At 62.8% G+C, this 21,454-nt stretch carries 18 protein-coding genes, 2 tRNA genes and 3 rRNA genes; 19 read left to right on the top strand and 4 right to left on the bottom strand.

Going from position 1 to position 21,454, the window contains the following annotated elements; genetic code table 11:
• Nucleotide 1 precedes the first annotated feature (1 nt).
• From IPP91_16335 to coq7, 7 genes are all read left to right on the top strand, one after another.
• Nucleotides 2-673, top strand: a complete 672-nt coding sequence (locus IPP91_16335) for a phosphoglycolate phosphatase (protein MBL0143624.1) — start codon at nt 2-4, stop codon at nt 671-673.
• A 129-nt stretch (nt 674-802) separates the two neighbouring features.
• A complete protein-coding gene (locus tag IPP91_16330; protein ID MBL0143623.1) occupies nt 803-2,281 on the top strand; it encodes an anthranilate synthase component I in 1,479 nt (492 codons plus the stop codon).
• Nucleotides 2,282-2,291: 10 nt separating this feature from the next.
• Complete coding sequence (locus tag IPP91_16325; protein MBL0143622.1) at nt 2,292-2,858, top strand: aminodeoxychorismate/anthranilate synthase component II; 567 nt, start codon at nt 2,292-2,294, stop codon at nt 2,856-2,858.
• 2 nt (nt 2,859-2,860) lie between these two features.
• Nucleotides 2,861-3,898, top strand: coding sequence for an anthranilate phosphoribosyltransferase (gene trpD, locus IPP91_16320; GenBank protein MBL0143621.1), 1,038 nt, complete (start codon nt 2,861-2,863; stop codon nt 3,896-3,898).
• Complete coding sequence (trpC, locus tag IPP91_16315; GenBank protein MBL0143620.1) at nt 3,895-4,689, top strand: indole-3-glycerol phosphate synthase TrpC; 795 nt, start codon at nt 3,895-3,897, stop codon at nt 4,687-4,689. Before trpD ends, trpC begins: the two co-directional genes overlap by 4 nt.
• Nucleotides 4,690-4,892: 203 nt before the next feature.
• Nucleotides 4,893-5,945, top strand: a complete 1,053-nt coding sequence (locus IPP91_16310; GenBank protein ID MBL0143619.1) for a porin — start codon at nt 4,893-4,895, stop codon at nt 5,943-5,945.
• Nucleotides 5,946-6,036: 91 nt separating this feature from the next.
• On the top strand, nt 6,037-6,663 hold the full coding sequence (coq7, locus tag IPP91_16305) for a 2-polyprenyl-3-methyl-6-methoxy-1,4-benzoquinone monooxygenase (protein MBL0143618.1): 627 nt from the start codon (nt 6,037-6,039) through the stop codon (nt 6,661-6,663).
• A 75-nt stretch (nt 6,664-6,738) separates the two neighbouring features.
• Here the strand turns inward: coq7 and IPP91_16300 are convergent, their stop codons facing one another.
• The gene (locus IPP91_16300) at nt 6,739-7,155 is read right to left on the bottom strand and encodes an OsmC family protein (protein MBL0143617.1); all 417 of its coding nucleotides are present in this window, start codon (nt 7,153-7,155) and stop codon (nt 6,739-6,741) included.
• Nucleotides 7,152-8,210, bottom strand: a complete 1,059-nt coding sequence (locus IPP91_16295; protein ID MBL0143616.1) for an AI-2E family transporter — start codon at nt 8,208-8,210, stop codon at nt 7,152-7,154. The genes IPP91_16300 and IPP91_16295 overlap by 4 nt, the downstream gene beginning before the upstream one ends.
• A gap of 196 nt (nt 8,211-8,406) precedes the next feature.
• Here IPP91_16295 and rplM point away from each other — a divergent pair, with 196 nt between their 5' ends.
• The 6 genes from rplM (at nt 8,407) to erpA (ending at nt 11,924) form a co-directional block, all read left to right on the top strand.
• Nucleotides 8,407-8,835 carry a 50S ribosomal protein L13 gene (rplM, locus tag IPP91_16290; protein MBL0143615.1) on the top strand — a complete coding sequence of 143 codons (429 nt, stop codon included), beginning with the start codon at nt 8,407-8,409 and terminating at the stop codon, nt 8,833-8,835.
• Between the two features lie 9 nt (nt 8,836-8,844).
• Entirely contained in the window at nt 8,845-9,237 is a 393-nt protein-coding gene (rpsI, locus tag IPP91_16285) for a 30S ribosomal protein S9 (GenBank protein ID MBL0143614.1), read from the top strand.
• Between the two features lie 116 nt (nt 9,238-9,353).
• Nucleotides 9,354-10,382, top strand: a complete 1,029-nt coding sequence (locus tag IPP91_16280) for an N-acetyl-gamma-glutamyl-phosphate reductase (GenBank protein MBL0143613.1) — start codon at nt 9,354-9,356, stop codon at nt 10,380-10,382.
• Nucleotides 10,379-11,125: a hypothetical protein gene (locus IPP91_16275; GenBank protein ID MBL0143612.1), complete on the top strand. Its 747-nt coding sequence runs from the start codon at nt 10,379-10,381 to the stop codon at nt 11,123-11,125. The genes IPP91_16280 and IPP91_16275 overlap by 4 nt, the downstream gene beginning before the upstream one ends.
• 9 nt (nt 11,126-11,134) lie before the next feature.
• Nucleotides 11,135-11,542 carry a polymer-forming cytoskeletal protein gene (locus IPP91_16270; protein ID MBL0143611.1) on the top strand — a complete coding sequence of 136 codons (408 nt, stop codon included), beginning with the start codon at nt 11,135-11,137 and terminating at the stop codon, nt 11,540-11,542.
• 28 nt (nt 11,543-11,570) lie between these two features.
• Nucleotides 11,571-11,924, top strand: coding sequence for an iron-sulfur cluster insertion protein ErpA (gene erpA / locus IPP91_16265; GenBank protein MBL0143610.1), 354 nt, complete (start codon nt 11,571-11,573; stop codon nt 11,922-11,924).
• 52 nt (nt 11,925-11,976) lie between these two features.
• Here the strand turns inward: erpA and IPP91_16260 are convergent, their stop codons facing one another.
• Both IPP91_16260 and IPP91_16255 read right to left on the bottom strand, forming a co-directional pair.
• Nucleotides 11,977-13,044, bottom strand: coding sequence for an anhydro-N-acetylmuramic acid kinase (locus IPP91_16260; protein ID MBL0143609.1), 1,068 nt, complete (start codon nt 13,042-13,044; stop codon nt 11,977-11,979).
• A 25-nt stretch (nt 13,045-13,069) separates the two neighbouring features.
• On the bottom strand, nt 13,070-14,392 hold the full coding sequence (locus tag IPP91_16255) for a M23 family metallopeptidase (protein MBL0143608.1): 1,323 nt from the start codon (nt 14,390-14,392) through the stop codon (nt 13,070-13,072).
• Between the two features lie 73 nt (nt 14,393-14,465).
• Between IPP91_16255 and IPP91_16250 the strand changes: the two genes are divergently transcribed.
• The 6 genes from IPP91_16250 to rrf all read left to right on the top strand — a co-directional run bounded on the left by IPP91_16250 (nt 14,466) and on the right by rrf (nt 21,417).
• A complete protein-coding gene (locus IPP91_16250) occupies nt 14,466-15,671 on the top strand; it encodes a tyrosine--tRNA ligase (protein ID MBL0143607.1) in 1,206 nt (401 codons plus the stop codon).
• Between the two features lie 239 nt (nt 15,672-15,910).
• A 16S ribosomal RNA gene (locus IPP91_16245) occupies nt 15,911-17,446 on the top strand.
• A 68-nt stretch (nt 17,447-17,514) separates the two neighbouring features.
• Nucleotides 17,515-17,591, top strand: a tRNA-Ile gene (locus tag IPP91_16240).
• A 48-nt stretch (nt 17,592-17,639) separates the two neighbouring features.
• A tRNA-Ala gene (locus IPP91_16235) sits at nt 17,640-17,715 on the top strand.
• A 371-nt stretch (nt 17,716-18,086) separates the two neighbouring features.
• Nucleotides 18,087-21,179 (top strand): 23S ribosomal RNA (locus IPP91_16230).
• A 124-nt stretch (nt 21,180-21,303) separates the two neighbouring features.
• Nucleotides 21,304-21,417 (top strand): 5S ribosomal RNA (gene rrf, locus IPP91_16225).
• Together the 16S, 23S and 5S rRNA genes with 2 tRNA genes alongside form the textbook arrangement of a ribosomal RNA operon.
• Nucleotides 21,418-21,454: the final 37 nt, after the last annotated feature.

The raw sequence follows: 21,454 nt of genomic DNA, 5'->3' as shown, positions 1-21,454 counted from the left end.
GATCCCGCGCGGACACATTCGCGCCGCGCTGTTCGACCTCGACGGGACTTTGCTCGACACCGCCCCCGACCTCGCGTCGGCCGCCAACCGTATGCTCGCGGAACTTGGACGGGCGCCTCTCGACGAAACGCGAATCCGGGACTACGTCGGGAAGGGAGTCGTGAACCTCGTCAACCGCTGCTTCGAGGCGACTGGCGGCGGCTCCGAGGACCAACGGCAGCGCGCCCAGGAAGCATTCGAACGGCACTACATCGCCGGGATCGCGGACCGGTCGCGTCTGTACCCCGGCGTCGTGAGCGGGCTCGAGGCGCTGGAGCGGGCCGGCATCGCCATGGGGTGCGTGACGAACAAGGCGGGCCGTTTCACCGAACCGCTCCTGGAGCTGACCGGGTTGAGGCGGTTCTTCGGCGTGGTGGTCTCGGGGGACACGATGGAGCGCAAGAAACCGCATCCCGAACCCATGCTTTACGCGGCGGAAAAGCTTGGCACCTCCCCGGCGCAGACGCTGGTGGTTGGCGATTCACTCAACGACGTGCTCTCCGCGCGCGCCGCCGGGTGCCCGGTGGTCGTCGTCCCGTATGGCTACCGCGAGGGCCTCGCGCTGGAGGACCTGGGCGCCGATGCGGTCGTGGCGAGCGTGGAAGAGGCCGCCAGATCGATTACAATGGTTTAGTCCTTCGGCTCCCACACCCCGACCTCAATCATGGCACTGCGCGGATTCCTGCTCGACTGGCGATGGCACAGCTGGCGCTGAAACGCCCGGCCCCGACCTCCCTTCGACCCGAATGCCGTGTGGTGAACCATGACCGAGAATGACTTCCAGGCGCTTGTCCGCGCCGGCTTCAACAGAATCCCGCTCACGCTCGAGACGCTCGCCGATCTCGATACCCCGCTTTCGCTGTACCTCACGCTCGCCAACTCGCCGGGGTCGTATCTTCTCGAGTCGGTGATCGGCGGGGAGCGGTTCGGCCGCTACTCGATCATCGGGCTCCCCGCGCGCGAATGGATCGAGGTGGCGAAGGGACGCGCGCGCGTTTATCGCGACGGGGTTGTCGCGCAGGAGCACGATGCGGGCGACCCGCTCGCCTTCGTGGACGAATACCGAAAGCGCGTGGCGGCCGCTCCCCTTGCCTCGAACCTCAGATTCGCGGGCGGCCTCGCCGGCTATTTCAGCTATGACACGGTGCGCTACATCGAATCGAAACTGGCCCGTGATTCGCGCCCGGACTCCATCGGGCTGCCCGACATCCGCCTGCTCCTCTCGGAGGAACTCGCTGTCGTGGACAACGTCGCGGGCAAGGTGCACCTCATCGTCTATGCCGATGCGTGCGAGCCGGATGCCTACGGGCGGGCCCGGGAAAGGCTCGCGGCCCTTCGCGGAAGGCTTCGGGGCACGGCATCGCTGCCGGAGCACGTCCCGGCGGGCGCCGCTGAAACGCCGCGATCGAACATCGGCGAGGAACCCTTCTATGCCGCCGTCGCGAAGGCCAAGCGCTACATCGCCGACGGGGACGTGATGCAGGTGCAGATTTCCCAGCGCCTCACGCAGCGCTTCGCGGGTTCTCCCCTGAACCTTTACCGCGCCCTTCGCTCCATCAATCCCTCGCCCTACATGTTCTATTTCGATTTCGGGGATTCCCAGCTCGTCGGCGCCTCGCCCGAGATCCTCGTGCGTCGCGAGGGCGACAAGGTCACGCTGCGTCCCATCGCCGGAACGAGGAAGCGCGGCGCAACGCCGGAGAAGGACCTGGCCATGGAGCGCGAACTCGTGAGCGATCCCAAGGAGAGGGCCGAGCACCTCATGCTGATCGACCTCGGCCGCAACGATGTCGGGCGGATCGCCAGCGTCGGGACGGTTCGCGTGACCGAGCAGATGGCCGTCGAGCGCTACTCGCACGTGATGCACATGGTTTCGAACGTGGAAGGCGAGGTGGACCCGGGCCTCACGCCGATGGAACTGCTGCGCGCAACCTTCCCGGCGGGAACGGTGACCGGGGCGCCGAAGGTCCGCGCGATGGAGATCATCGACGAACTCGAGCCGGAGCGGCGCGGCGTGTACGCCGGCGCCGTGGGATACCTCGGGTTCAACGGCAACCTGGACCTCGCCATCGCCATCCGCACCGGCGTGGTGAAGGAGGGAGAGCTGCATGTGCAGGCCGCGGCCGGCATCGTGGCCGACTCCATTCCGGAGCAGGAGTGGCTCGAGACGCGCAACAAGGCGCGGGCGCTCCTCGCGGCCGCCGAGATGGTGAACGCGGGGCTCGACGCCCCTGAGGCGTGAGGATCCCGTCATGCTGCTCATGATCGACAACTACGACTCGTTCACCTACAACCTCGTGCAATACCTCGGCGAACTCGGCGAGGAAGTTCGCGTCGTGCGCAACGACGAGGTCACGGTGGACGACATCGAGCGCCTCGCGCCTTCGCGCATCGTCATCTCGCCGGGGCCGTGCACGCCCAACGAGGCGGGCGTATCGCTTCCGTCGATCGCGCGTTTCGCGGGAAAGATCCCCATCCTGGGCGTGTGCCTCGGCCACCAGGCAATCGGCCAGGCCTTCGGTGGGCGCGTCGTTCATGCCAGGACCCTGATGCATGGGAAGGTTTCGCCGATCCACCACTCGGGCAATGGCGTGTTTCGCGGCCTGCCCTCGCCGTACAACGCGACCCGCTACCACTCGCTCGCCATCGAGCGCGAGAGCTGCCCGGCGGATCTCGAGATCACCGCGTGGACCGAAGATGGCGAGATCATGGGCGTGCGCCATCGCTCGATGCCCGTGGAGGGCGTGCAGTTCCATCCCGAATCGATCCTCACGGAGCACGGCCACGCCCTGCTTCGCAATTTCCTCACGCAGGAGTAGCCATGTTCACCGCCCACGAAGCGATCAACCGGCTTTGCGACAAGCGCGAGATCTTCTACGACGAAATGGTCGACCTCATGCGCCAGGTGATGGAGGGCAAGGTCACGCCGGTGCAGCTCGCCGCCATCTTCATGGGACTGCACGTGAAGACGGAGTCGGTTTCCGAGATCGCGGCGGCCGCGATGGTGTTGCGGGAGTTCTCGACCAAGGTGGACGCGGCGGGACTCGAGCATCTCGTCGACACCTGCGGCACGGGGGGCGACAAGTCACATTCGTTCAACATCTCCACGACCGCGGCGTTCGTCGCCGCTGCCGCCGGTGCGCGGGTTGCCAAGCACGGGGGCCGCTCGGTGTCGTCGAAGTCGGGCAGCGCCGACGTTCTAGAGGGCCTTGGCGTGAACCTCGAGCTGTCGCCCGAGCAGGTGGCGCTGTGCATGCGCGAAGTCGGACTCGGGTTCATGTTCGCACCCAGCCACCATCCGGCGATGAAGCACGCCGCGCCCGTTCGCAAGGAGCTGGGCATGCGCACCATCCTCAACATCCTCGGGCCGCTGACCAACCCGGCGGGCGCTCCCAACCAGGTGATGGGCGTCTTCCATCCCGACCTGGTCGGCATCCAGGCGCGCGTGCTCAAGATGCTGGGCAGCCGTCACGTGCTGATCGTCCACGGCCACGACGGGCTGGACGAGATCACGATCACGGGTCCGACGACCGTGGCCGAACTCAAGCACGACTTCATCACCGAGTACGCGATCGAGCCGAAGCAATTCGGGCTGGACGTGGCGCCCCTCGAGGCGATCCAGGTCGCCGGGCCCGACGAGTCGAGGGCGCGCGTGCAGGCGGTGCTCGCGGGCGAGCCCGGGCCTTCGCGTGACGTGGTCCTCCTCAATGCCGCCGCTGCCCTCTATGTCTCCGGCGTGGCCGCCAGCCTCTGGGACGGCGTGGCGCTCGCACGCGAGGCGATCACTTCGGGCGCTGCCAAGGCGAAGCTGGACCGGCTGGTTTCGTTCACTCAGGCCTTTGCCAAGGCGGGCTCTTGAGCGACATCCTGCAGAAGATCCTCGCGACGAAGCGCCGCGAGATCGAGGCTGCGCGTGCCGCCGTGCCGCAAGCCGAACTCGAAAGGCTCGCGCGGGAGGCCTCGCCGCCGCGCGGCTTCGCCGCCGCCTTGCAGTCTCGCGTCGCCGAGGGGAAGCCGGCGGTGATCGCCGAGATCAAGCGAGCAAGCCCCAGCAAGGGGCTCATTCGTGCCGACTTCGATCCGGCGCGAATCGCAGCATCCTATGAGAGCCACGGGGCGGCGTGCCTTTCGGTACTCACGGACCGCGAGTATTTTGGCGGGTCGCGAGGCGACCTCGAGGCTGCCAGGGCCGCCTGCTCGCTGCCGGTGATCCGCAAGGACTTCATCGTCGATCCCTACCAGGTCGTCGAATCGCGCGCATGGGGGGCGGATTGCATCCTGCTGATCGTGGATGCCGTGCCCGACGTGGACCTGGCTGAACTCGAGGCGCTGGCGATTTCGCTCAAGATGGATGTTCTCGTCGAATCCCACGATGCGGGCCAGCTGGAACGCGCGGTTCGCCTGAAAACGCCCTTGGTAGGGGTCAACAACCGCGATCTGCGCACTTTCGAGACCCGGCTGGAGACCACGCTGGGTCTCGCGGATCGGATTCCCCCCGGCAAACTGCTCGTCGCTGAAAGCGGGATTGCCGCCCCCGAAGATGTAAGGCGCTTGCGGGATAGGAAAGTGAGCGCCTACTTAGTTGGAGGCGCTTTCATGGCTGCCGACGACCCCGGAGAGGAGCTTTCGCGCCTCTTTTCGTGTGCCTGAAGGACGTTGCAGGAGAGCAACAAGCACCCCTATTTGTTGCAGATTTCCCACCCCCCCCTTGAGAGAAGGCTCCAGGTTTGGCATCATGCGGATGGCTTCTCAATAAATATCTGGGAGAAGTGCCAAGAATCGGGGCAAAGATCCCCATGCGGTTCCAAAGCGCTTTAGTGAATTCGGCCTCACTTCAATAAAGGAGATTTTTGATGAACAAGAAACTGATCGCTCTGGCAGTGGCGGGCGCTTGCGTTGCCCCGACCGTCATGGCGCAGACCGCAAACCCCGTGACTTTGTACGGTCGCATCTACTTGACCGCGGAATCGGTCAAGGCGGAAGGCAGCCCGATCGCAGCCAACAATGCCAACAATCGCACGCGTATCTCTGACCAGGCGTCCTACCTCGGCGTTCGCGGGACGGAAGATCTGGGTGGCGGCCTGAAAGCCGTCTTCCAGCTCGAGACGGCATTCGCGCCCGACGACGCGTCCGGCACCTTTGCCAACCGCAACAGCATGGTCGGCCTGCAAGGCAACTGGGGCACGGCGTTCTTCGGCCGTTGGGATTCCCCGATGAAGATGTCGCAAACCGCCGTTGACGTGTACGGTGACCTGACCATCGGCGACATCACCGGCGCCGCGCTCGACCAGGGCAACTTCAGCCGCCGCACGGCGAACCAGATTTCGTACTGGACGCCCGACTGGAGCGGTTTCAACGCGAAGCTGATGTGGTCCCCCAACGAAGGCAAGACCGCCACGGCGAACCCGCAGCAGTATGGCGCCTCGCTTACCTACGCCAAGGGCCCGCTGTACCTGGCCTACTCGTACGAAGAGCACAAGGACATGGTCGGCACGACCGCGACCCCGAACGCGAAGGAAGATGGCAACGCCTTCGCTGCCCGGTATGCGTTCGGCAACTGGCGCCTCATGGGCCAATACGGCGAGTACAAGAAGTCGGCCCCCGGCTCCAGCGTCAAGGACAAGTCGTTCTACGTCGGCACCGACTACGCCATGGGCAAGCATGTCCTGATCGGCTCGTACCAGCATGCCGAACAAGGCACCGGCGATTGCGACATGTGGTCCGTCGGCTACCGCTATGACTTCAGCAAGCGCACGTTCTTCATCGCGAGCTACGCCGAAGTGGACAACAGCAGCTCCACCACGGACGCAGCGGCGAACATGAACTGCAACTTCGGCACGGCTGCCCTGGGCGGCGCGGGTGCGGATCCGAAGGGCTTCGGCCTCGGCGTTCGCCACGTGTTCTGATCGGTTCCAGCGAAAGCTGCAAGCAACACCTGAAGGGCGCGGCGAAAGCCGCGCCCTTTTTCATTCCAACTCGCCATCGTGGAGCAAGCCCATGATCACGGCCTTCGATCGCTTCATCATCGTTGCGGACAACGCGCTGCGAACCGTGTCGGGTGGGAACTCAGCGTCCCGTCCCATCCCGGGCAACAAGGACGGCGGCGCAATGGGGGACAGCGATCGCCGCCATGTCGCGGGGTTGATGCGGGTGGACCATGCGGGCGAGGTGTGCGCGCAGGCCCTTTACGCGGGCCAGTCGCTCCTGGCGCGGGACGAGTCGATACGAGCGACGCTGGAACATGCCGGGGCGCAAGAGCGTGATCACCTCGCGTGGTGCGCGGAACGCCTTCGGGAGCTGGACTCGCGCCCCAGCCTCTTGTCGCCGTTCTGGTACGCCGGGTCGTTCGCGCTGGGCGTGGCTTCCGGAATCGCAGGCGATCGCTGGAGCATGGGGTTTCTCGTCGAGACCGAGCGACAGGTCGAGAAGCACATCGACGGACACATCGAGCAGCTGCCGCCGAAGGATGCGCGCAGCCGGGCGATCCTCGAGCAGATGCGGGAGGACGAGATCGGGCACGCGAATACGGGCACGGCCATGGGTGCGGCGGAGCTGCCGGCGCCGATCAAGGGCGCGATGCGCCTCATGGCGAAGGTGATGACGGAAACGGCCTACCGCCTCTAGCGTGCGTGGTCGCGCAACCCGCCGACGAAAGATTGGCCGGGGAGCGAGCCGAAAAGCAGCCGGGCCACGGCGATGTCACGCCTCGCGAATGTCGTAGTTGGAAGTAACCTCTGCGGTCTTCGCGAGCATGATCGTTGCGGAGCAGTATTTCTCCTTCGAAAGCTTGATCGCGCGCTCGACCTGCGCGGGATTGAGGCCCCGGCCGGTCACGACATAATGCATGTGGATCCGCGTGAAGACCTTCGGGTCCTCCGGCGCGCGTTCGGCTTCGAGTTCGACCACGCAATCCACCAGGTCCTGGCGCGCCTTGCGCAGGATGTGCACCACGTCGATCGCACTGCAGCCCCCGGCGCCCATCAACAGCATCTCCATGGGACGCGCACCGAGATCGCGCCCCCCAACATCAGGAGAGGCGTCCATGATCACAGCGTGACCGCTGCCGCTCTCGGCGACGAAGGTGATGCCCTCGACCAGTTTCACGCGCGCTTTCATGCGGGCTTCTTGAGATCCTGGGCCTTGAGCCATGCGGTGAGGAGGCTCCACGCCACGGCAAGCAGGGCCGGCCCGACGAAGATCCCGATGAACCCGAAGGCCACGGCCCCACCGAACACGCCGAGCACGACGAGCAGCATCGACAAGCCGCCGGCCCGGCTCATGAGGATGGGCTTGATGACGTTGTCGACCGAACTGATCACCAACGCCCCGTAGGCGAGCATGAACATGGCCCACCCCGATTCCCCATTCGAGTAGAGCCAAGCGGCCGCACCGCCCCAGATGATGGCGGGGCCCATGGGAATGAAGGACAGGACGAAGGTCAGCGCGGAAAGGGCCACGACGGCAGGGACACCCGCGATGACGAAGCCCACGAGGGCGACGGCGGCCTGGGCGAGGGCCGTTCCGATGAGGCCGTAGACCACGCCCTTCACCGCATTCTGAGCCGTTTCGATGACGGCCGCGCCCTTTTCCCCACCCGCAATGCGGGCCATTCCGTTGCGGATCATGAGACCCGCCGCCTCGCCATCCCGGTAGAAGAAGAAGGCCATGAAAATCGCGATCAGGATGCTCAGGAGACCCTCGCCGGCCGCGGAGCCGGCCCCGAGCAGCAGCCCTTTAGCGGGCTCGGCCAGGCGCCTGGCCAGGGCCACGATCTCCGACCGGTCGCCGACGAGGCGATGCCAGTACTCGTCAACGGAAGCGCCGACCAGGGGCAATCCGGTGAGCCAGGCGGGCAACTCGAAGGGGCCGCGGTCGACGAACCCCCGAACCGCGTCAATGGCCTGCGTGGAATGGGTGGCCAGGCTGACGCCCGCCAAGGCAACGGGCAGCGCGATGGCCATGAGCATGGCCAGTACGAACAGGAGTGCCGTCAGCGTGGTTCGGCCGCCAAGGCGGTCCTTCAGCCACCGGAAAGCGGGCCAGGTGGAAAGGCACAGCACGGCCGCGAAGAGCAGGGCAGCGAGGAATGGCCGTATCACGAAGAAGCAGCCGATCACCAGCAGGGAGATACTGGCGGTACGCGCGTATTGCTCGAAGCGGGTTGAGTCCATGGGCGGGGCGGAAAGTGTGTAGCGAATTCTATCCGAGGGACGGGTTGGCGTCCCCCGCTTCGGCCGGCCACCAGCGCCTTTGACACAAGAGCCTGATTTCCCTATAATTTCAGGTTCGCTTTTCCCAAACAAGGGGCCCAACGTATTTCCGGCGCCTGCCGGAAGCACCCAGGGGCACCCGTACATAAGGACCTTCATGAAGACCATTTCCGCCAATCCGCGGACCGTCAAGCGCGACTGGTACGTCGTGGATGCCACCGAGAAGGTACTCGGCCGCCTCGCCGTCGAGGTTGCGCGCCGGCTTCGCGGCAAGCACAAGCCCGAGTTCACCCCGCACGTCGACACCGGCGACTACATCGTCGTGGTCAACGTCGAGAAGCTTCGCGTCACGGGCGACAAGTCGAACGACAAGATGTACTACCGCCACTCGAACTATCCGGGCGGCATTTACGAATCGAATTTCAGCAAGTTGCAGTCGCGCCATCCCGACCGGGTTCTCAAGCTCGCGGTGAAAGGCATGCTGCCCAAGGGACGGCTGGGTTACGCGATGATCAAGAAGCTCAAGATCTACGCGGGCCCCGCGCACCCCCATTCCTCGCAGCAGCCCAAGTCCCTCGAGATCTAAGGAGCGACCATGATCGGCAAATACAACTACGGCACCGGCCGTCGCAAGAATGCGGTGGCCCGTGTCTTCATCAAGACCGGCAAGGGTCAGATCGTCGTCAACGAGAAGCCTCTCGACGAGTACTTCTCGCGCGAGACTGGCCGCATGATCGTGCGCCAGCCCCTCGAGCTCACGAACCACGCCCAGACGTTCGACATCAAGGTGAACGTCTTCGGCGGCGGCGAATCCGGGCAGGCTGGCGCGGTTCGCCATGGCATCACGCGAGCGCTCATCGAGTACGACGCGACGCTCAAGCCCGTGCTTTCGAAGGCGGGGCTGGTCACGCGCGACGCGCGCGAGGTCGAGCGCAAGAAGGTCGGCTTCCACAAGGCACGGCGCCGCAAGCAGTACTCGAAACGCTAAGGCGGGAGAGCACTGTCCGGTTTCGCCCGAACACGACAAAGCCGCCCCGCAAGGCGGCTTTGTCATTCGGGGAATGCGGGGCCGCCCCCGGCGGTCCACTGGGGAGATGTCGATAGATGATCAAGGTAGGCGTTGTCGGAGGCACGGGATACACGGGCGTGGAGCTCCTGCGGCTGCTCGTCGCCCACCCGGACGTGGAGATCGCCGCGATCACTTCGCGGGGCGAGGCGGGTACGCCGATCGCGCGCCTCTTCCCGTCGCTGCGCAAGCGCGTCGAGCTTTCGTTCAGCGATCCTGCCGCGACCGACCTCACGGGCTGCGATTGCGTGTTCTTCGCCACGCCGAACGGCGTTGCGATGGGGCAGGCGCGCCCGCTCCTCGAAGCGGGTGTGAAGATCGTCGATCTTTCCGCGGACTTCCGGCTCAAGGACATCGCTACGTGGGAGCAGTGGTACAAGATGAAGCATGCCGCTCCCGACCTCGTGGCCGAGGCGGTGTACGGTTTGCCGGAGATCAACCGGGAGAAAATCCGGGCCGCGCGCCTCGTGGCGAATCCGGGCTGTTATGCAACGGCGGTGCAACTCGCGCTTCTGCCCCTGGTCGAAACGGACTTCGTGGATCGTGGCCACCTTGTGGCGGACGCGAAATCCGGCGTGAGCGGGGCGGGGCGGAAAGCGGAAGTGGACATCCTCTATTCCGAAGCGTCCGATAACTTCAAGGCCTATGCGGTGGCTGGCCACCGCCACCACCCGGAGATCGTGCAGGGCCTGGGCGAGGCCGGGGGCAAGGACATCGGCCTCACTTTCGTTCCCCACCTCGTGCCGATGATCCGCGGGATCCTCGCCACGGTGTATGCCCGCGTCACGCAGGAGGCGGATTTCCAGCGGTTGTTCGAAGCCCGGTATGCCGGCGAGGCGTTCGTCGATGTTCTTCCTCCCGGCGCACAACCGGAGACGCGGTGGGTCAGGGGGTCGAACATGTGCCGCATCGCGGTGCACCGCCCGATGGGCGGCGACATGCTCGTCGTCCTGGCCGTGGAGGACAACCTCGTGAAAGGGGCGGCGGGCCAGGCCGTTCAGAACATGAACATCGCGTTCGGGCTTCCCGAGGGACGCGGCCTCGAGCAGGTGGCGTTGCTGCCGTGAGGGGCTTCGCCCGGCGCCTGCGCAGCAACTTCGGCATCCGCTCGTCGCGGATGACGATCCGCTCGCACCTTGCGTGGTACTGGCGCTCGCTGCTGAACATCCTCATGATGGCCGCCGTGGCGGGGGTCGTCTGGTGGCTCGTTGAAAACAGCTACCGCATCACCGGGTTCAACCGGGAGGAGGCGAAGCAACAGATCGCCACGCTCGGGGACGATAACGCCCGATTCAAGCGCGAACTCGAGGCCGCCCGGGTAGTCGTTGCGGAACGCGACCGGCAGCTGGCGATCGACAAGGCTGCGCAGCTCGAGCTGGGCAGGAACGTCACGCAGCTGCAGGACGAGAATGCCGCGCTCAAGGAGGACCTGGGGTTCCTGCGCAACATCATGTCGTCGGGGGCAACTCCGGAGGGCCTGGGAGTCGCCAACCTCAAGGTGGAACAGGAAGGGCAGACGAGCGAGTACCGTTACCGGATGCTGCTCACGCAGGGCGGGCAACGGAAGCAGGATTTCAAGGGCCGCATCCAGCTGCTGGCCCGTGTCGCGTACCAGGGGGCGGTGACAACACTCGCGTTCCCCGACCCATCGGCAGGGGAGGGGGCGGGTGACGTCGAGTTCCGCTTCTACCAGAAAGTCGAAGGCCGGTTCCGGATTCCCGAGGGGGCCATTCTCAAGGGATACGAAGTCCGGGTTCTTGCGCTTCCCGGGGGACAGGTTAAACTCTCCCGAAGCGTCAACGTCCAATAGGGGAATTCCATGTTCGGCAAGAGCAACAAGCCGAGCCCGATCGACAGCCTGATCGGTGCAGGGACCACGATCGAAGGGAACATCACCTTCGTCGGGGGGCTGCGCATCGACGGGAACGTGAAGGGCAACGTCAAGGCGACCGGCAACAAGCCGGGCACTCTCGTGCTATCCGAATTGGCCAAGGTGGAGGGGGAGATCGACGTCGCGCACGTGGTCGTGAACGGCACCGTTGCGGGCCCCGTCCGGGCCACCGAGTACGTCGAACTTCTGCCCAAGGCACGGGTCACAGGAGACGTGGCGTACAAGTCGATCGAAGTGCATGTGGGCGCGATCGTCATGGGGCGGTTGGTCTATGAGAACCCCCAGAAGAGCGAAAAGATTGTCGAATTGAAGCCAGCGAGCGGCGCGTCCGACTGACTCGGACCCCATACAACAGGAGATTTTCATGAACGACATGTCCACGACGATGCCCGACCCGCTGGTCTTCACGGACAACGCGGCCAACAAGGTGAAGGCCCTCATCGAGGAAGAGGGCAACACCGACCTCAAGCTGCGTGTCTTCGTGACGGGCGGGGGCTGTTCGGGCCTGCAGTACGGCTTCACGTTCGACGAAGTGGCCAACGAGGACGACACGATCATGCAGAAGAACGGGGTGAGCCTGCTCATCGATCCGATGAGCTATCAGTACCTCGTGGGCGCCGAGATCGACTACTCGGAGGGCCTCGAGGGGGCGCAATTCGTGATCAAGAACCCCAACGCATCGTCCACGTGCGGTTGCGGGTCGTCGTTCAGCGCCTGAGTCGCCGGCGCAACGCGTCCGAAAGGGGAGCCACGGCTCCCCTTTCGACTTTTCAGGCGGGGTAGAGAGCGCCCAGGATGCACGGGTGTGCGGCGCCGGTGATGCTGGTGAGGTCGATCTCCTCGCGCCGGGCGCACTTCGTGGCCAGCCACGCGAAGGCCATGGCCTCCACGTGCCCCGTGGGCACGCCCAGATCGTCCGTGGGGCGCACCGGCCGGGGCAGGGCGAGCGCACCGATTCGCGCCGCGAGCCGGCGATTGCGCGCGCCGCCTCCACAAAGATAGATCTCATCGGGCTTTCCGCAGAACCGGTCCATCGCGTCAACGATGGTCATCGCGGTGAAATCGAGCAGCGTCGCCTGCACGTCCGCGGGCGCACACCGACCATCAAGGCGGTCTGTCAGCCACACCTCGTTGAACAGCTCCCGTCCAGTGCTCTTGGGCGGTCTTTTCGCAAGGAAGGGTTCTTCCAGGAAGCGATGGAGAAGTTCAGGATCCACCTTGCCCTCGGAAGCCCAGCGGCCGTCCTTGTCGTACTCCTCGCCCCGGTGCCGTTTCGTCCATCCGTCCATCAGGACGTTTCCCGGTCCGCAGTCGAATCCAGAGATCGCATGATCCGGTCGCAGGGAGGTGATGTTGCCGATGCCGCCGATGTTCACGATGACGCGGTGGCGATCCTCGCTTCGGAAGACAGCATGGTGGAACACGGGGACAAGGGGGGCGCCCTGCCCGCCTGCAGCGATATCCCGGCGCCGGAAGTCTGCCACCACATCGATGCCCGACCGCTCGGCCAGGCGGGCCGCGTCGTTCAACTGGATCGTGTAGCCGAGATCCGGGCGGTGCCGGACGGTCTGTCCGTGACAGCCGATCACTTCGACAGCGGATGCAGGAACACCGGCGTCGGCCAGCAGCCGCGCGACGGCTTCCGCGTAGATCTCCGCGAGTTGACGGGTGCAGGCACCCGCAGTGTCGAGGCCATCGCCTCCCGGGGCGCTCAGGGCGAGCAGCCGGCCCTTCAGGTCCGCGGGGAACGGAACGAACGATGTGGCGACGCTGCGCGGAGGGCAGGTCGAAAAGTCGGCGAGGATCGCGTCGGCTCCGTCGAGGCTGGTCCCCGACATGACGCCGATGGCCAGGCTGCGCACGCTATTCGAATCGGAGCGATGTTGTCGCGCGAATCATGGCGATCCGCGCGCCCGCGTCGGCCGCCTCGGCATCGAACCGCGCCTTCAGCCGTGCCGGGACAGGCGTCGCCTTCGGAAGCGCGACCTTCATCGGGTCCTGCTGGATCCCGGACATCTTGAACTCGTAATGCAGGTGCGGACCCGTCGCCCAGCCGGTTGCGCCTACGAACGCGATCGGGTCGCCTTGCCTCACGCGTGCTCCCGCCCGCATCCCCGGGGAGAATCCGGACAGATGGGCATAAAGCGTCGAAATGCTGCCGCCGTGCCGCACCTCGAGGGTGTTGCCATAGCCGTTGCGCCAACCTGCGAACACGACTTGTCCGTCGGCCACCGAAAGCACTCGGGTTCCCTTCGGGGCGGCGAAATCCGTACCTGTATGGGCCCGCCAGTTGTTGAAGATCGGATGGAACCGCCTGCCGAATCCGGAGCTCACCCGGGAGAACTCGACAGGGGAGCGAAGGAAAGCCTTGGCGCGACTCGCCCCGTCCAGCTCGTAGTAGGCGTCGTTGTCCTCCTCGTCGTGGAACAGGACCGCGGTGTACGTCCGGCCCTGGTTCACGAATTCGGCCGCCAGGATCCGACCGGGCGCCACGAGCTCTCCGCCCTCGTAGGCCATTTCGTAGATGACCGAGAAGCGGTCGCCGCTGCGGATATCGACGTGGAAATCGATGTCGGTCGCAAAGACTCGCGCGAGTTGCATGGCGATGGCGTCGGGAATGCCCGCGGCATCGGTGGCGGCGAACAGGGAGGACTTGATGGTGGCCGATTTGTAAAAGGCACGGGGCAAAGCGGCGGCGGCGCGCATGCGTGCCGAATAGCCATCGGGACCGCGCGCCACCTCGAGGACGTTGGCCGGCCCGACGAAGTATCGCAGCGAGACAAGCCCGCCGGATTCGTCCGTTTCCGCCTGCATGATCCGGCCTGGGATGAGTTGCCGAAAGATCTGGCGGCCCACGGGGTCGGTGCGCAGGAAGGCGAGGGCGGCGTCGTCGGCAATGCCAAGGCGGGCGATCAGGCCGGCCACGGTATCGCCGCGAAGGACGCGCTCCTGGCTGGCGAACCGCTGAACCGCAGGCAATTCGTGCGGCACCAGTTCCGGTATGGGAACCGCGGCGGTGATCGCCGTGCGCTCCAGTGTGTCTGCGAAGGAGCCGGGTGCGATTCCAAATGCCGTGACGACCCCGATTGCCGGCAAGCCGAGCAGGAGCGCTCCGAACGCCAACTGCCGGGCAGGCAGGAGCTTGACAAGGCGCTGAGCTAGAATGGCGACCCTTTCGATGCTCATCAACGGTGCGGGATCCGAAGGCCGCAGAATAGCAGAAATATTCCGCAGTCAGGCAAAAAATGGAATCAAATCAATGAGTCAACAAGCGGATCTCGAGATAATCCGGCGCGGCACCCACGAGCTGATTGTCGAGGACGATCTCGTTCGCAAGCTTGCCAAGGGGAAGCCGCTTCGCATCAAGGCGGGGTTCGATCCGACGGCCCCGGATCTCCACCTGGGCCACACCGTGGTGCTGAACAAGATGCGCCAGCTCCAGGAGCTGGGCCACCACGTGATGTTCCTCATCGGGGACTTCACCGGAATGATCGGCGACCCGAGCGGGCGAAACGCGACCCGGCCGCCGCTCACGCCCGAGCAGATCGCGGAGAACGCCGAGACGTACAAGGCGCAGGTATTCAAGGTTCTCGATGCCGGGAAGACCGAGATCCTGCTCAACTCCACCTGGTGCAACCAGCTCGGGGCGTCGGGGATGATCAGGCTGGCGGCCACCTCGACCGTGGCGCGCATGCTGGAGCGGGACGATTTTTCGAAGCGGTACGCCGAGCAACGCCCGATCTCCATCCATGAGTTCCTCTACCCGCTCATGCAGGGCTACGACTCGGTGGCGATGAAGGCGGACATGGAGCTTGGCGGGACGGACCAGAAGTTCAACCTGCTGGTGGGGCGCGAGCTGCAGAAGCACTACGGGCAGGAGCCGCAGGTGATCCTCACAATGCCGCTCCTGGAGGGGCTCGACGGGGTCAACAAGATGTCGAAGTCGCTAGGCAATTACGTCGGCATCCATGATCCCGCTGAAGAGATGTTCGGCAAGCTCATGAGCATCTCCGACGACCTGATGTGGCGTTACGTCGAATTGCTTTCGTTCGAGTCGCTCGCCACGATCGCGGGGTGGAGGCGATCCGTCGTGGAGGGGGCCAATCCGCGCGACATCAAGGTGCGGTTCGCGCAGGAGATCATCGCCCGCTTTCACGACCAGGCGGCGGCGAGGCGAGCCCTGGAGGACTTCGAGGCGCGGTTCCGCCATGGCGAGGTTCCACAGGACCTTCCGGAACAGGTGATCGAGGTGCCCGCAGAGGGGGGGGGCATCGGCCAGGTGCTCAAGTCGTCGGGGGTTTGTTCCAGCACTTCCGAGGCGTTGCGGATGATCGAGCAGGGGGGGGTGAAAGTGAATGGGGAAAAGGTCACCGACAAGGCCTTGCGGTTGCCGGTGGGGGCGACGTACGTGGTCCAGGTCGGAAAGCGCAAGTTCGCCCGGGTCTGCCTTCGCGCGGCACCCTGATCCGCACGGTCGGGGATGCTTGACCGGACGTGGAAACACGCTATAATCGCAGTCTTTTCGCCCCTTCCCCAGTTCGGGGGAGACGCCGGCGAAACGCTCTTTAACAAGTTACAGCCGATAGAGGTGGGTGCTGTGGGTGCGCACCGAGAGCCACTGCATTGTGGGTGGTGATCGGAAATGAAGCATCTTGCAGTACTCACTTGGAATCCATGTGATTCTTTGTGAGTTTTGATTGGATTGAACTGAAGAGTTTGATCCTGGCTCAGATTGAACGCTGGCGGAATGCTTTACACATGCAAGTCGAGCGGCAGCGCGGGGCAACCTGGCGGCGAGCGGCGAACGGGTGAGTAATGCATCGGAACATGTCCATGTCGTGGGGGGATAGCCCGGCGAAAGCCGGATTAATACCGCATACGCTCGAGAGAGGAAAGCAGGGGACCGCAAGGCCTTGCGCGATTGGGTTGGCCGATGTCCGATTAGCTTGTTGGTGAGGTAAAGGCTTACCAAGGCGATGATCGGTAGCTGGTCTGAGAGGATGATCAGCCACACTGGGACTGAGACACGGCCCAGACTCCTACGGGAGGCAGCAGTGGGGAATTTTGGACAATGGGGGCAACCCTGATCCAGCCATTCCGCGTGAGTGAAGAAGGCCTTCGGGTTGTAAAGCTCTTTTGTCCGGAGCGAAACGGTACGGGTGAATATCCACTGCTACTGACGGTACCGGAAGAATAAGCACCGGCTAACTACGTGCCAGCAGCCGCGGTAATACGTAGGGTGCGAGCGTTAATCGGAATTACTGGGCGTAAAGCGTGCGCAGGCGGTTTTGTAAGCCAGATGTGAAATCCCCGGGCTTAACCTGGGAATGGCATTTGGGACTGCAAGGCTTGAGTATGGCAGAGGGGACTAGAATTCCTGGTGTAGCAGTGAAATGCGTAGATATCAGGAGGAATACCGATGGCGAAGGCAGGTCCCTGGGCTAATACTGACGCTCATGCACGAAAGCGTGGGGAGCAAACAGGATTAGATACCCTGGTAGTCCACGCCCTAAACTATGTCAACTGGTTGTTGGGGGTTTGACACTCTCAGTAACGAAGCTAACGCGTGAAGTTGACCGCCTGGGGAGTACGGCCGCAAGGTTAAAACTCAAAGGAATTGACGGGGACCCGCACAAGCGGTGGATTATGTGGATTAATTCGATGCAACGCGAAAAACCTTACCTACCCTTGACATGTCCTGGAGCCCGGAGAGATCTGGGTGTGCCCGAAAGGGAACGGGAACACAGGTGCTGCATGGCTGTCGTCAGCTCGTGTCGTGAGATGTTGGGTTAAGTCCCGCAACGAGCGCAACCCTTGTCATTAGTTGCTACATTTAGTTGGGCACTCTAATGAGACTGCCGGTGACAAACCGGAGGAAGGTGGGGATGACGTCAAGTCCTCATGGCCCTTATGGGTAGGGCTTCACACGTAATACAATGGCGCGTACAGAGGGTTGCCAAGCCGCGAGGTGGAGCCAATCCCAGAAAGCGCGTCGTAGTCCGGATTGCAGTCTGCAACTCGACTGCATGAAGTCGGAATCGCTAGTAATCGCGGATCAGCATGTCGCGGTGAATACGTTCCCGGGTCTTGTACACACCGCCCGTCACACCATGGGAGCGGGTTTCACCAGAAGCCGGTAGCCTAACCGCAAGGGGGGCGCCGACCACGGTGAGATTCGTGACTGGGGTGAAGTCGTAACAAGGTAGCCGTATCGGAAGGTGCGGCTGGATCACCTCCTTTCTAGAGAAGCACATCCTGCAGTGCCCACCATCTATCGGTTGTATCGTTTGGCGTAGCTGCCCCCGGCAGGGTCTGTAGCTCAGTTGGTCAGAGCACACGCTTGATAAGCGTGGGGTCGATGGTTCAAATCCATCCAGACCCACCACTCTTCGAACCAGGCTGGGCGGGGGGGTGGTTCACGGGATCCATCGGGGGGGCCATAGCTCAGCTGGGAGAGCGCCTGCTTTGCAAGCAGGAGGTCACCGGTTCGATCCCGGTTGGCTCCACCACGGCTGCGCGGCAAGTGGTGCTGGGGCAGGGGCGGTGGGCTGTGCACTACAGAGGGCAGAAGAGAGCGAGGTCTTGGGCCTTCGTTCTCTTCTGGCTTCTTCGGAAGTTGGACTGAAGCGGTTGCCGTTGCTGGCATCTGCTGTCCCGCAAGGGACCGGCTGATCTTTAACAATTCGGGAAAAGAAGGTAGTTCTTGTGGAGGGGTTCGTCCTGGGGTTTGGGGCGGGCTGTTTCGCAAGGACACTGGGTAAATGTATTGCATCGCGTGCTTGCCGTATTTAAAAGGGCGGCGAGCGCGCACAAGCGCTTAAAGAGAAGCCTTGTAGCTTGTTGATTCTTTGCTCTAAAGGCGAAGAGGGCAGAGTTATAGGGTCAAGCGAATAAGTGCATGTGGTGGATGCCTTGGCGATAACAGGCGATGAAGGACGCGACAGCCTGCGATAAGCTGCGGGGAGCCGGCAAATGGGCGCTGATCCGCAGATTTCCGAATGGGGAAACCCGGCCCGCAAGGGTCATCCGCACCTGAATACATAGGGTGCGAGAAGCGAACCCGGAGAACTGAAACATCTCAGTAACCGGAGGAACAGACATCAACCGAGATTCCCAAAGTAGTGGCGAGCGAAATGGGAGCAGCCGTCGAGATTTAGCACGCGCGTTAGCGAAAGGGTCTGGAAAGGCCCGCCGCAGAGGGTGATAGCCCCGTACGCGAAAACCCGTGTGTGGAACTGAGCTCGAGCAAAGTAGGGCGGGACACGTGAAATCCTGTCTGAAGATGGGGGGACCATCCTCCAAGGCTAAATACTCGTTATCGACCGATAGTGAACCAGTACCGTGAGGGAAAGGCGAAAAGAACCCCGGGAGGGGAGTGAAATAGAACCTGAAACCGCATGCATACAAACAGTCGGAGCCCAGCATCAAGCGCCCTTGCTAGCGGGGATCTTTTGTTGTCCGAGCGCGCAGTTGTTTCATGCGCGGGAGGCAAGCAAAAGCCGTTAGGAGGGGAGTGATGGATCGCATCGCGTCTGCAGGCCGGACGAGGGCGTTTGATGCTGGGTGACGGCGTACCTTTTGTATAATGGGTCAGCGACTTACGTTCAGTTGCGAGCTTAAGGCTTGGTGCCGGAGGCGCAGCGAAAGCGAGTCTGAACAGGGCGTTCAGTAGCTGGGCGTAGACCCGAAACCGGTTGATCTATCCATGGCCAGGCTGAAGGTGGGGTAACACCCACTGGAGGGCCGAACCCACGCCCGTTGAAAAGGTCGGGGATGAGCTGTGGATAGGGGTGAAAGGCTAAACAAAACCGGAGATAGCTGGTTCTCCTCGAAAACTATTGAGGTAGTGCGTCACGTATTACCTTCGGGGGTAGAGCACTGTTATGGCTAGGGGCCGCCACTAGGCTTACCAAACCATGGCAAACTCCGAATACCGAAGAGTAGAAGCGTGGCAGACAGTCCCCGGGTGCTAACGTCCGGGGACAAGAGGGAAACAACCCAGACCGCCAGCTAAGGTCCCCAATATTGGCTAAGTGGAAAACGAGGTGGGAAGGCACAGACAGTCAGGAGGTTGGCTTAGAAGCAGCCACCCTTTAAAGAAAGCGTAATAGCTCACTGATCGAGTCGTCCTGCGCGGAAGATGTAACGGGGCTCAAGCCAATAACCGAAGCTGCGGATCGCTGCAATCCACCATAGTGTTCTTGATGCTGCCAGGAGTTCTGGGCGGCGGTTGTTCGAGTGCGTTATGGGGATTGCAGCGGTGGTAGAGGAGCGTTCCCTACGCCTGTGAAGGTGTGTCGAGAGGCATGCTGGAGGTATGGGAAGTGCGAATGCTGACATGAGTAGCGATAAACCGGGTGAAAGGCCCGGTCGCCGAAAGCCCAAGGTTTCCTGCGCAACGTTCATCGGCGCAGGGTGAGTCGGCCCCTAAGGTGAGGCAGAGATGCGTAGCTGATGGGAATCCGGTCAATATTCCGGAACCGCCGGCGGGTGCGATGTGGGGACGGAGAAGGTTATGCAGACCAGGTGTTGGACGTCCTGGTGAAGCGTGTAGGTGGATCTCTTAGGGAAATCCGGGGGGTCAACACCGAGGCGCGGGACCAGGGGAGTTTTACTCCCCGAAGCTGCAGATACCCTGCTTCCAGGAAAAGCCACTAAGCTTCAGCCCGTCGGGACCGTACCGCAAACCGACACAGGTGGGCAGGATGAAAATTCTCAGGCGCTTGAGAGAACTCAGGAGAAGGAACTCGGCAAATTGACACCGTAACTTCGGGAGAAGGTGTGCCTTTGGTAGGTGGAGGGGTTCGCCCCCAAAGCCCAAGAGGGCCGCAGAGAATCGGTGGCTGCGACTGTTTATCAAAAACACAGCACTCTGCTAAGACGTTGGAAGTCGACGTATAGGGTGTGACGCCTGCCCGGTGCCGGAAGGTTAAGTGATGGGGTGCAAGCTCTTGATCGAAGCCCCGGTAAACGGCGGCCGTAACTATAACGGTCCTAAGGTAGCGAAATTCCTTGTCGGGTAAGTTCCGACCCGCACGAATGGCGTAACGATGGCCACACTGTCTCCTCCTGAGACTCAGCGAAGTTGAAATGTTTGTGAAGATGCAATCTACCCGCGGCTAGACGGAAAGACCCCATGAACCTTTACTGTAGCTTTGCATTGGACTGTGACGTTGTCTGTGTAGGATAGCTGGGAGGCTTTGAAGCCGGGACGCTAGTTCTGGTGGAGCCGACGTTGAAATACCAGCCTGACGGCGTTGCGGTTCTAACCTGGGCCCCTTGACGGGGTCGGGGACCGTGCATGGTAGGCAGTTTGACTGGGGCGGTCTCCTCCCAAAGAGTAACGGAGGAGTGCGAAGGTCACCTAGGTACGGTCGGAAATCGTACTCATAGTGCAATGGCATAAGGTGGCTTGACTGCGAGACTGACAAGTCGAGCAGGTGCGAAAGCAGGTCATAGTGATCCGGTGGTTCTGTATGGAAGGGCCATCGCTCAACGGATAAAAGGTACTCTGGGGATAACAGGCTGATTCCTCCCAAGAGTTCATATCGACGGGGGAGTTTGGCACCTCGATGTCGGCTCATCACATCCTGGGGCTGTAGCCGGTCCCAAGGGTATGGCTGTTCGCCATTTAAAGTGGTACGTGAGCTGGGTTCAAAACGTCGTGAGACAGTTTGGTCCCTATCTGCCGTGGGCGTTGGAGATTTGACGGGGGCTGCTCCTAGTACGAGAGGACCGGAGTGGACGCATCCCTGGTGTACCGGTTGTGACGCCAGTCGCATTGCCGGGTAGCTAAATGCGGAAGAGATAACCGCTGAAAGCATCTAAGCGGGAAACTTGCCTGAAGATGAGATCTCCCGGGGGTTTAACCCCCCTGAAGGGTCGTCCGAGACCAGGACGTTGATAGGCTGGGTGTGCAAGGGCGGTAACGCCTTGAGCTAACCAGTACTAATTGCCCGTGCGGCTTGACTCTATAACTCTGCAAGAAAGCCTTGTGCGTGCGCGAACGAAGCGCCCGAGGCAATGCATCAACCCAACCTTCGATTCCCGAGACAAGCGCGTGGACGCCCATGAACCGGCGCCCACGACACAGAATTCCTGGCGACCATAGCGCGTTGGCCCCACCCCTTCCCATCCCGAACAGGGCCGTGAAACGACGTCGCGCCGATGATATTGCGGATTGCCCGTGAGAAAGTAGGTCATCGCCAGGGCCCTAAAAGTCAAACGCCCAACCCCCACAAGGGTTGG

The sequence above is a fragment of the Betaproteobacteria bacterium genome (assembly GCA_016720855.1).
Classification (GTDB): domain Bacteria; phylum Pseudomonadota; class Gammaproteobacteria; order Burkholderiales; family Usitatibacteraceae; genus FEB-7.
This window is presented reverse-complemented; position numbering and strand designations above follow the sequence as displayed.